The 10579-nt window shown below is 43.2% G+C and carries 14 protein-coding genes; 6 read left to right on the top strand and 8 right to left on the bottom strand.

Translation table 11 applies throughout. The features are described from left to right. Window positions 1-532: 532 nt before the first annotated feature. The 3 genes from ACE1SE_RS18870 (at window position 533) to ACE1SE_RS18860 (ending at window position 2461) form a co-directional block, all read left to right on the top strand. Window positions 533-823 (top strand): helix-turn-helix domain-containing protein, encoded by a 291-nt coding sequence (locus ACE1SE_RS18870; RefSeq protein ID WP_374053745.1) that lies wholly within the window; start codon window positions 533-535, stop codon window positions 821-823. Window positions 824-1034: 211 nt separating this feature from the next. Beyond that, window positions 1035-1514, top strand: coding sequence for an Hcp family type VI secretion system effector (locus tag ACE1SE_RS18865; protein ID WP_374053744.1), 480 nt, complete (start codon window positions 1035-1037; stop codon window positions 1512-1514). Next, window positions 1514-2461 carry a DUF4225 domain-containing protein gene (locus tag ACE1SE_RS18860; protein WP_374053743.1) on the top strand — a complete coding sequence of 316 codons (948 nt, stop codon included), beginning with the start codon at window positions 1514-1516 and terminating at the stop codon, window positions 2459-2461. Before ACE1SE_RS18865 ends, ACE1SE_RS18860 begins: the two co-directional genes overlap by 1 nt. Here ACE1SE_RS18860 and ACE1SE_RS18855 read toward each other — a convergent pair. Both ACE1SE_RS18855 and ACE1SE_RS18850 read right to left on the bottom strand, forming a co-directional pair. After that, on the bottom strand, window positions 2436-3038 hold the full coding sequence (locus tag ACE1SE_RS18855) for a hypothetical protein (protein WP_374053742.1): 603 nt from the start codon (window positions 3036-3038) through the stop codon (window positions 2436-2438). The two genes, ACE1SE_RS18860 and ACE1SE_RS18855, sit on opposite strands and share 26 nt — an antisense overlap. Before the next feature lie 58 nt (window positions 3039-3096). Next, window positions 3097-3462: a type VI secretion system tube protein Hcp gene (locus tag ACE1SE_RS18850; RefSeq protein WP_374053741.1), complete on the bottom strand. Its 366-nt coding sequence runs from the start codon at window positions 3460-3462 to the stop codon at window positions 3097-3099. Between the two features lie 349 nt (window positions 3463-3811). Here ACE1SE_RS18850 and ACE1SE_RS18845 point away from each other — a divergent pair, with 349 nt between their 5' ends. Beyond that, window positions 3812-4798 (top strand): replication initiation protein, encoded by a 987-nt coding sequence (locus ACE1SE_RS18845; protein WP_374053740.1) that lies wholly within the window; start codon window positions 3812-3814, stop codon window positions 4796-4798. 826 nt (window positions 4799-5624) lie between these two features. After that, window positions 5625-6173 carry a hypothetical protein gene (locus tag ACE1SE_RS18840; RefSeq protein ID WP_374053753.1) on the top strand — a complete coding sequence of 183 codons (549 nt, stop codon included), beginning with the start codon at window positions 5625-5627 and terminating at the stop codon, window positions 6171-6173. 40 nt (window positions 6174-6213) lie between these two features. On the opposite strand, the gene ACE1SE_RS18835 is transcribed toward ACE1SE_RS18840, so the two are convergent. From ACE1SE_RS18835 to ACE1SE_RS18820, 4 genes are all read right to left on the bottom strand, one after another. Beyond that, complete coding sequence (locus tag ACE1SE_RS18835) at window positions 6214-6984, bottom strand: hypothetical protein (protein ID WP_374053752.1); 771 nt, start codon at window positions 6982-6984, stop codon at window positions 6214-6216. A gap of 228 nt (window positions 6985-7212) precedes the next feature. Beyond that, window positions 7213-7809 carry a hypothetical protein gene (locus ACE1SE_RS18830; protein WP_374053751.1) on the bottom strand — a complete coding sequence of 199 codons (597 nt, stop codon included), beginning with the start codon at window positions 7807-7809 and terminating at the stop codon, window positions 7213-7215. After that, the gene (locus tag ACE1SE_RS18825; protein ID WP_374053750.1) at window positions 7806-8690 is read right to left on the bottom strand and encodes a site-specific integrase; all 885 of its coding nucleotides are present in this window, start codon (window positions 8688-8690) and stop codon (window positions 7806-7808) included. Before ACE1SE_RS18825 ends, ACE1SE_RS18830 begins: the two co-directional genes overlap by 4 nt. Then, entirely contained in the window at window positions 8683-8907 is a 225-nt protein-coding gene (locus ACE1SE_RS18820; protein WP_374053749.1) for a hypothetical protein, read from the bottom strand. The genes ACE1SE_RS18825 and ACE1SE_RS18820 overlap by 8 nt, the downstream gene beginning before the upstream one ends. A gap of 711 nt (window positions 8908-9618) precedes the next feature. Between ACE1SE_RS18820 and ACE1SE_RS18815 the strand changes: the two genes are divergently transcribed. After that, entirely contained in the window at window positions 9619-9987 is a 369-nt protein-coding gene (locus tag ACE1SE_RS18815) for a ProQ/FINO family protein (protein ID WP_374053748.1), read from the top strand. An 18-nt stretch (window positions 9988-10005) separates the two neighbouring features. Here the strand turns inward: ACE1SE_RS18815 and ACE1SE_RS18810 are convergent, their stop codons facing one another. Then, window positions 10006-10323, bottom strand: coding sequence for a type II toxin-antitoxin system RelE/ParE family toxin (locus ACE1SE_RS18810; RefSeq protein ID WP_374053747.1), 318 nt, complete (start codon window positions 10321-10323; stop codon window positions 10006-10008). Continuing rightward, entirely contained in the window at window positions 10307-10579 is a 273-nt protein-coding gene (locus ACE1SE_RS18805; protein WP_374053746.1) for a plasmid stabilization protein, read from the bottom strand. Before ACE1SE_RS18805 ends, ACE1SE_RS18810 begins: the two co-directional genes overlap by 17 nt.

Raw genomic sequence — 10579 nt, 5'->3', positions numbered from 1 at the left:
GGTTATGCTCCAAATCTCCGGAAGTATGTGGGGAATGTAGCGGGGTAGCCCACACGGGGCATGTTTTCTGCGGGTTGTGCCAGCAGGCTTATCTGTGTCGATTATACGTCATAAAATTTAATTGATTAAATTAAGGTGTGAGAAATGGCAGATCTTAGGATTGTTAGCCGGAACTGCCCAAAGTTTTGTTAAGTTAACTAGGAATGGCCTAAGGGAGTATTAATACTGGTTTGTATGTTCCATTTTTATCAATCTTTTACGAAAATAACTAAGTTCCATCTATATGATTATCTTATTGAAATATTTTATCCAACCCGTTAACCTGATAGCGCTATTGGCAAAATCCGATAGCCGGGGATTAGCAACCCTGAAAATAGTTACCCACTGGTAGGTAGTTTCTGCCAGTGTGCCTGCGCTCGCCCGTTCAATGGCGGTTCAGGCGGGGGAGGCTTCGGCCTCGCCGGATGGTAACTACCGGTATTGCTAACCCTGCTTGAGTCGCCACCAATAACAACAATGAGGTGAAGCAGGTATGAATACACAAGACTGGCATCCCGCCGACATCGTTGCCGCCCTTCATAAACAAGGCACAACCGTTGCCGCCCTGTCCCGTGAATCTGGTTTAAGTTCTTCCACACTGGCAAATGTCCTGAAACGCGCATGGCCTAAAGGCGAATGGATCATTGCCCGTCGTCTGAATATGCACCCCGCCCAAATTTGGCCAAGCCGATATTTCGATATGAAGGGACGCATAACAAAACGAAAACCCAGAAATGCCCCAGACTGGGATGAGTTGGTTAACAAAGACGGATATGACGTCTGAGATATTTTGGTTTCACTTTCTGTAATCAGCCAGTCACTGAGGCTTTTTAACGTACCTAACGGGTATTTTTAGTGACTAAACTTACCCGTTTAACATAATGGATCATGGGTATCTGAATTTATATATACGATAATTTTTTTTATTCTTGATATTTTATTTGGGTTTCTTTTGTAATATTATGATTTTTTTTTGAAATTAATAGGATATACTGATGGCGAATGTTATTTATCTTAAACTGCAAGGAAAGAAACAGGGGTTAATTTCTGGAGGGTGTTCTACTATAGAGTCTATAGGTAATAAATATCAAAAAGGTCATGAGAATGAAATATTAGTTAATGAATTATCTTCTAACTTATCCATGCATCAAAATGTGAATTTTCAACCTATCGACATACGTAAACCTATCGATAAATCATCTCCTCTATTATCACAAGCATTAACATCAAATGAAATATTAACCTGTGAATTTTTCTTTTATCGAACTTCGATGAATGGTGGACTTGAATTATATTATAAAGTTAAATTAACCGAGGCATCTTTGGTGAATATCAATTTCTTTTGTCCAAATTCTATCACACATAATGATGCTCAACCCGAAGAATCCCTGTCCATTAAATTTAAATCCATTACGTGGGAACATGTGACTGCTGGAACCAGCGCTTATAGTATCTGGGATGAGAGGGTATACTAATGATATATCCATCACTGGGTGTGTTTGATAAATATGCTGATGAATTGACGAAGGTTGCTAGATATTCAGCAGCTTATTTATTGGATAATATTGAGTCTAAAAATGGCTACCTACATGAAATTGCCCAGCTTATTAGAGTAATTCGGCGCGATCTTCAAATTGCATTATATAATTCTGAAAAAGGAAGAGGGAAATGGGACTTCGTATATGGCGACGACGAATTGGAAAAAGCTTATAAATACATAGGCGAAATAAAAAATGAATTGGATGCGGAAACGTATGGTTATGAACAAGGAAGAAAAAAAGATAGGAAAACATATTTAAATACCCAAGAATACTCAGGGAAAGGATTTCTATTTTATGGTAAAAATGGGTTAAAAGTTATTGGAGGTCTTGTGCAGTTGGGAGCTGGAGTTATGGCTTTTAGTACAAAGGGGGGAGGATTGTTAAGAGGTATGGAGTCTAAGGGTATGGGGGTTCTAGGGATAGCTACAGGGGTTGGCGACACAGTGGAAGGGGTGGGCAATATCGTGTATGAATGGACAGATGGCTATATAGATCTAGGTAATCCAACTAAGATATTGACAGAAAAGGGTTTTTATTTTTTTGGTGCTGATGAGGGTTCTGGGGAATTCGCGTATGATATGGCCAATTTTGGCGTTGGTCTTTATTTTGGGTTTGCAGCGTTTGCTAAATATAATCCTTCTAAAAGAATTATAAACTTACCTGTGGAATCAAAAAGTGGTCTTGAAAAAGTACCACTTTTCCATAAATTGTTCACTCCAAAAGGAGGAATTAGGTTGTACAAGTACATGGAAAAGGATTTTAACAGAAAAATGTTTACCAGTGATAAAGCGACGCTTACTTATAAAACTGGGAATACGGCAATTAAAGCATATATGTTGTTAGATAAATATCTTTTTAATGAGAAAGATGAAAATAACTGAAAAGGTAAATTATTTTCGCCTTTAAGTATAGAAAGGAACTAAATTTTTTATCTGATGATATTACTATGGATAGAAATATTATAGAAGAAAAATATATGAATGCATAAATGCAAAGTATTGCAATTGGATTACTATTACTTTCGTATATGCTTACGAAATAAAGTAATATGATTATGGAGTTAAGTGTGAGCACGGTTGATAGATTCCAGCGAAACAAATCACTAAGCCATTCATCATATTTATCTTTTGATTGAATTTCTTTTTCGTATACATCATTTAATGATTTAATTTCCTTCTTATATGATTCGTTCAAATATTGGACCTCTCGCTCACATGCCTCGTTTAACGATTTGATTTTTTCCTCACAATGTTCATCGTTTAACGATATAATATTTTTTTCCTGTTTGTATCTTAAATATTTAATTTTTTTCTCATATGCATCTCTTAAGGATTTGTCTCCCTTTTCATATGCATCTCTTAAGGATTTAATTTCTCTTTCATAGGCATTCCTTAAGGATTTATTTTCCTTTTGTGATAATTTACTTAATAAGTAAATGGTGTTTTTTTCTTTATTCATCGTTGCTTCTTTTTTTGTGGGCGTTAATGTTCTTATCGCCCATTGTTAATGGTAATTATCAGGATATTTTTATTTGTATTCTTTCATAGGGTGAGCTTTTGTTCTCCCCTGAGAAATGCGTGTTTATTCTTTCTATAAACGCATTTTTAAATTTAAACTCATGCGTTATGTTGTTATCCACACACTGGACTATGTGTAATGCTAAACGCTCATTTTTATCAATCGCATTGAGTAGTAAAGGTGATGCGCTATCTACATTCTTTTCTAAAATTATTTTTTCTATGTGACTTAAGTCATCAACGCCTTTTGATAACTCAAGGCAGTTTATCTGTATTTTATCTTTGTGGGTATCATTATCTGAACAGTTTTCAGACAGTAATCCTTGAGCTGCTCCCGTAATTTCCATGTAAGTAATATACTGCATCGTATTTTCTCCTTGTTGTTAACCACTGCCAAGTGAGCCATTTTATTTGAAAACAGACAATGACAACCTAATGCAATAATCGTATTTCTGTCAATTTACATAATGAATTTTATGAGAAAAGGCATGTAAAGTCCGTCAGGCAGTGAATTTCGTCACTGTTCCCCGTTTAATGATTAGACAAAATAATTATTGCAGAGTAATTTTAAACTATAAACACATACGCCCCCGAAATTGTGCTTCAACTTGGCGGAAGACTCACAACTCACGAGGGCGCAGGCTCATAACTTAAAAAGAGTTTAGCATATGTACATACAGAAACAACACCCCCGCCATAAGCGCAACAAAAAAAATGACTAGCCTTGCACTGGATTATTTTGTCGACCATCTGCCCCGTAAACCGTATCACACAGACGATTTACTTTACGGATTGCGTATCAATAACGCCGATGTGGCAAAGCTCGCCCGCTACATCCAGCATAATCCGCCCCATGCGGCTTTCTGGTTTGTGTTTGATGTTGACCGCGTTGGGGCAGCGATCGACTGGACAGACAGCAACGCACCCGCTCCCAACATCACAGTAAAAAACCAGACAAACGGACATGCACACCTGCTTTATGGGCTGCAAACGGCGATCAGAACCGCCCCCGATGCCAGTCTCAAAGCGCTGAAATATGCCGCCTCGGTAGAGCGTGGCCTGTGTGCGAAACTGCGTGCGGATGTGAACTACAGCGGCCTTATCTGTAAAAACCCCCTGAATCAACACTGGCAGGTCACCGCATGGCGTGAGGAAGTCTACACACTGGACGAGCTTGCCGATTATGTCGATTTGAGTTTCTCAGAAGCCCGCAGGAGCGATTTTGAGTACGGGCTAGGGCGTAACTGTCAGTTATTCGAAAAAACGCGCAGATGGGCTTACAGAGCGATTAGGCAGGGATACCCCCATTTTGACCAGTGGCAACTGGCTGTCATTCAGCGTGTGGAAATGTACAACGTTCAGCTCACCAACCCGCTATCGTTGCCGGAATGCGCTTGTATTGGGCGCAGCATTGCCAAGTGGACACACCAACGGATGAGTGAAAAGGCGTTCGCGCAGTATGTTGCAGATACGCATACGCCAGAGATTCAGGCAGCCAGAGGGCGCATTGGTGGTTGTAGGAACAAGGCGGAAGTACAGGCAGCGAAAGGGAAGAAGGGTGGGATAGCTAAAGGGGAAACCTACAACAACAAACGGGAACAGGCGTTACAGATGCTTTCTAGTGGCATGAGTAAGCAAAAGATTGCGGCTATCTTGGCGGTTCATCGCAACACTTTACGTAATTGGCTCATGCACAAATAGCAAGCCTATATCAGATAACAGCCCTTTTTGGGGTTCTTTTGTACTCCCTAGTTAACCCTAGAATTCCGGTCATTTCTCCCGCAACGCTCGCCGCAGCATTGACTAGCGAAGTCTGTCAATGCGAGGAAGCGTCATATCATCCGCTGTTAATCTGATACACGGTCACCGTGAAGCCGGACGGTTTTTTTCCCGTGAGAAAATTTGTAAAAATACGACGTTTGTCACAACTCTGGCATCAAACTGATTTGTGCGCGGGGGAGTGAATAATTATGCAATCGCTTAAAAACGTCTGTGGTCGATTTTACGGCTTTTTGGGTGTCAAGAGAGGGAGTTTTATCGGTTTCAGCGCAAAAGTGTTCTGAGGGGCATACAGGCGGTTCTGGCAACGGGTGTTATGTTAAATAAGGATTACACAATGTGGGACGGGGCCAGATGTGTTTTATAGCACCGCTTATATGCTGGCAATCCAACAAAACGTTTTTGGAGCGGGTAATTAAAGATTCCTGACGAGAGTCGTTATCGCCGTTTGTTGGAACGAGACGATAAAAAACATGACTGATCTTTTTTCAGGTTTTTCCCCATAAAAGATAACAGGTCAGCTTAAGGAAGCAGATTTCATTTGCAATTAGCGTGAGCCAAAAAACCGGATAAATACAAATCCGGTTTTTTTTTTCCCCATAAAAGATAACAGGTCAGCTTAAGGAAGCAGATTTCATTTGCAATTAGCGTGAGCCAAAAAACCGGATAAATACAAATCCGGTTTTTTTCTATTGCGAGTCGTTACAGGTAATATTACAGGAGGTTTTTTTAAAATGGATACGTTAAAATGTCTTATTTCCCCATGCAGGTAATTGCATTTCTTATTTTTGGAGTTACTTTTTTATCATCTCTTAGTGTTTTTATTTTAATGAAAAAAAATTTTTTAAAGGTTATTTTTTGCGGCATGGTTCTTGTTGCTTCTGGTTTTTTTGCTATTAAATCGTTCAGTGGTATGTTTGGCGACAATTACGAAAATGATACCAAACTGTATCTCACAGCTGTTTTTGCATCTAATCATAGCAGTGATTCTGATTTTTTATCATCAATAAGGGAGGTCAGAAAAAATGCAGGATTTGAATCAACTGATATTTATGTAAATTCAGTATGGAATGGAATATATTATTTTGATGGTAGAAAAATACCACTAAATATTTATGAAATTAACATTAAATGGAAGAATGAGAAAAAAGATGTAGTAGAACATGACTGCTTTATGTTTTCTTATGCAAATGATTGGGAAAATGATTATATGAGAGAAATAAAATTTTATAATGATTGTTCAAAAAAAGATAATTTTATTTCCAAAATAAAAGGAAATATTAATAAGTTACTATAACATAACATGTAGTGGGACCATGGTCCCACTTAAAAGTCAGTTACTTTTTCTGTTGATCAAGCATTGGTTTTACTTTGGTTTCATACGTATGTTTATCGATATCAAAATTCACTGGTTCTTTCCATTCTCCAGTGATTTCAAACGGTTTAAATGGATCAATAGATGTTTCAAACCAGTTGAAAATATCAACAGTATCTGAATATTTATCATACAGATGATAGTTAATTTCTCCGGAAATATTATAATTATTTCCACGAGGTTCAATTCGTACATTGTCTAAATTTCCGCTAACTACCGCCCCTCCAACAGACCATAACGCGTCGTTCACATTTCGGGATTCAATACCAAAATCATACGCATTTCGGAAATTAATTCGTTCGCCATTTTGGATTTGTGAAATAAAACGCGACTGAATACTACCACTTGGTCTTTTAAAGGCGCCTGGTTTTTGCATTAGACTGCGAACCCTATCATGTATTCCAACCTGATGAGTGGTCAGTGGCTCTCCTGTATCTTTGACATAATGATTAAACAAACTAATCGTGCTCATGCTATTATCTGTTTCGGTAGCTTTATGGATATTTCTTAAATAATCAGAACTCTGCTTTGCCAACATTCCGAGAGAGCCCGCATACCTAATTGCCGCTTGTTTCTTGCCTTTTGTAACATATGTTTTAATTATTTGTTTTGTTGCATTTATCACCAATGCATTTTCTTTTTTATTATACTCGCAATCTTTTTTTCCACACAGTGGACAAACGTCTATTGATAATAATTTATCAATATCAATATCAATATCTTTTTTTTTCATTTTATTTCCTTAGTTATGAATTAATATATTCACTACATTTTTTAATAAATATATACGGAGAAAATAATATTCTTCGGGTATATGGGGTATTTTATATTTTTATTTAATACGAAGATATTTAAATGAGATGTATTATCATTGTTACAAATCAGATTAATAAAATAATAAGGATATGTTTTTTAGCACCGCCGATATGCCGGCAATTCAACAAAACATTTTTGGATAAGGTCAGCTTTTGATGAGTTCCTGATCTTGTTTCCGGCGCAGTCTTTCTGCTGTAGCCGTTGCATTCCGGCGTCGCCGTTCTGCATCCTGGGCTTTGATACGGCTTTGTTCAACTTCATGCGCAGCTTCGGCTCGTTGCCGTTCGGTTTCTGCCATGATGTTCCTGACTTTGGCCATGACGTCTTGTTCACGCTGTCTGGCACGGTCTAAAGCGTAGGAGGCTTCCCTTTCCCGGGTTTCTGCGGCCTGGAGTTGTGTCTGTAACCGTTGGTGCGCGATTTTCTCAGCGTTTTCAGCACGACGTTCTGCGGCTTCGGCCTGTTGCCGGTAGTCCCTGCGCTGGTTCTCGTGATCTGCATTTTGCGCTGTGCTGAACGCCGCCGCGGAAACCATGAGTGTGAAAACGCCGCCAAGCACTGCACCGGCCAGCGCCACAGGCCAGAAATGAATGACAGCCAAAAATCCCTGTGCAATCACTCTGATCCGGTTATTTTCGAGCAGTTTGCCGACGATAAGATCATTCATGCTGGCATAGATGCCAAAGCTGACAACGGAAAGAACGAGCAGGAATGCCAGCCCTGCCATTACACGCCATTTCATCGCAGGTAAGTCTCCGTAATATCCGGCCGGAAATGCCCCATTTCCTGACTGACGGTGGTCAGTGCATCCTCCCGGATAAGTCCCTGCCGTTGCAGTTCGCTCATGCGCTCCTGGGCGTAGGCGTGGCGCAGGCCATGCGCACCGGCAGACCATCCCAGCACGCGGTTGGCCGCCGCGCTGAAACTGTTTGTCCAGGCTTTGCCGGCACCAATCTCATAGCGGGAAAGGTAATTTATCCCCCGGTCTGTTACCATCCGAGGTTCAGGGCGGCACAGGGTTTCCAGCCGTTCTGCCAGATGATGAGGGATCAGAACTTCGCGAACCAGCCCCCCTTTCCCCTGCACGGTGTACAGATGGCCGTCGCGGCCGTTCCATTTGGTTTCTGTTGCCGGCCTCTCGTTAGCCGGGCACTCCCGGGCGGGGGCCAGTGTGTGCAGTTCGTGGGCCCTGAGTCCGGCTGCATACGCCAGCTCAGTGGCCAGCGCGTTTTTGGCCATCTGTGCGCTGGCAATCAGCGCCACTTGTGCTGGCGTGTAAGCGCGGCCGGTCAACACCTGGGGACTTTCAGCGCGGATAACCGGAAGGGTCTGGCCGTGGGGTAATGCGCCGGTGACGTGGTGCATCATGGCCTGAATGGCTTGCCGTTCCATGTCCAGTGTCTTCTGTCCGACGGCTTCGCCGCGGGTTTCCAGATAGTCGATGGCTGTCGCCGGTGTCAGTTTTCGCAGGTCGGAACAGGCGCGGGAGGACTTCACCCATTCAGCCACGCGGGTTAAAGCCTGCTCGTAGTTGCGCACGGTGCCAACGGAGCGTAACGCACTGCCCTGCATGGCTTTCATGACGGAGGCGGCCTGCCTGGCCGGACTGGCGAATTTAGCCATTGCGCGCCAGCCAGCGCGTGACGGTGGAGAGAACGACCCGGATACGTTTTCCCCTGAGCCAGCGTTGCAACTCGGCGGCGCTGGCCCCTTCCCTGTGCAGTTGCAACAGTTCGCCGGCGTGACGATCGAGGCGGGATTTCCGGTAACGCTGCTTGCGGATAATCCGGGTTTGTTCGCGCAGCACGGATAGCGCATTGCCTGCATCAAACAGGGGCATAGTTTCTCCACGGGTTAAGGGGTGTAAGAACTACTGACCTGAAAAGGTTCAGCGACAATTGAATGTCTATTTGCCCCTGTTTGAACCGGTGTGGTTCAGGCTCGGACTAATCTCGCCTTGTTACCCGTCAGCGTGGGTAAATCGCGGCCGTGACACGGGCTCAGTGGCGTTTGGGCTGTACGCGTCAGAAATCACCAAATGGGCTGTTGGGTGACAGAAATCTCGGATCGTTGACCTGTATCCGGTGTAGCAGGAGTGCGTCAAAGGGCACCAGACTTATCACAGCTTTCACCATAGCGTAAAAACCAGGCGAATGATAGTTGCGTTTAAAATATTGCGTATAAATATGACAAAACCATAACCCCCCGCTATGTCCAACTTTTTTAATTGTTGGGCATAGCGGGGGGTTATGGCGAAAAATGACTGAAAGATAAAGCGGGATTGATGGCGTACGGAACGAGCAAATTTGTCTGCATGAGGTGATGGGAAATGAGTGTATCGAGTGGGAATTCTGTCGTTGTCCACGCTTACTGTGGATAACGTTGTGTGCCTGATGAAAAAAGAGGGCCTGAAAAGCGGAGTAGCGTGAGTTTTGTGCGAATTGATTGTTTTTTAATCGGTTTGTTGGTTGGAGGCGCGAACGTTTCTGTTGCAAGAACGAAACCGTGTGTAGAATATTCTTTTTAACGATGTTTTTAATGAGATAGCACGATGGCGACAGAAACCGAAGAAGAAAAAAAACAAGATGCGCGGGAAGCGAGAGCACTGTTAGAAGCCTTCTGGCCGATCCTGTTCTGTTACCGTGTACCGCGTCCCCTGAAAGTGGGTGTGCTGGAAGACATGCTTTCGGATGCAAAAGCCCGCGGGCTGCCTTTTGACAGGGTGATGCTGAAAAAAGCCCTTGCGAAATACACTCTCCGCTACCGATATCAGGATGTACTGGCTCAGGGCGGGGATCGTTACGGGCTTGACGGAAACGTGTGCGGGGTGGTTACAGATGAACAGCAAGCGTACGCGAAAGCACAGGTCATCCGGCGTAATGCAAAGGCGGCTCTCGTAAGAAACTCAAAAAAGTCTTGAATCAGCCATTTCTGGGCGTTATTTGTTTGCCCCCTGCTCGCGTATTGAGTGGGGAGCCTGCCGTTGTCCAACGACTGCCAGAACGTTAACCTGCTTCGCCTTATCGTCTACTTCGTAAAGGACATGCTGTCCTGCCAGGCTGATGCGGCGCACGTCTTCGCCATAGCGTGTGTCCACTTCGTACAGGCGGGGAAACTCTGCCAGTTTGTCAGTGGAGTTCAGGAGGCGATCCGTCACATTTCTGGCATCCCAGAGTGATGAATTTTCTGCGATATAGTCAAAAAGTGCCATAACGTCCTCGATAGCGCCTTGTTTCCATTCAACGTGATACGGCATCGCGTAACTCCTGATAACGGCTTTGCAACTGCTGGCTAAGCTGTCCGGTGGTCATGCCTGGGCGATTGTCGGCGCGGGCGGCCGCAACTTTGGCTCTTACCCGTTCTTCGTACTCGGCCTGTGCCAGTTCCTCGTTAGCTAACCGTTGCAGAAGTTCCGCATTGCGGGCTGCGTTGGCGCTGGGCATGATCTGGGGCAGATTTTCTGCCAGTTCACGCAGGAAGTTGGCGTTTTCATAGTGAGTTGTGTTGCTCAT

Origin of the sequence: Xenorhabdus taiwanensis (genome assembly GCF_036512875.1) — a bacterium.
Lineage (GTDB): Bacteria > Pseudomonadota > Gammaproteobacteria > Enterobacterales > Enterobacteriaceae > Xenorhabdus > Xenorhabdus taiwanensis.
This window is presented reverse-complemented; position numbering and strand designations above follow the sequence as displayed.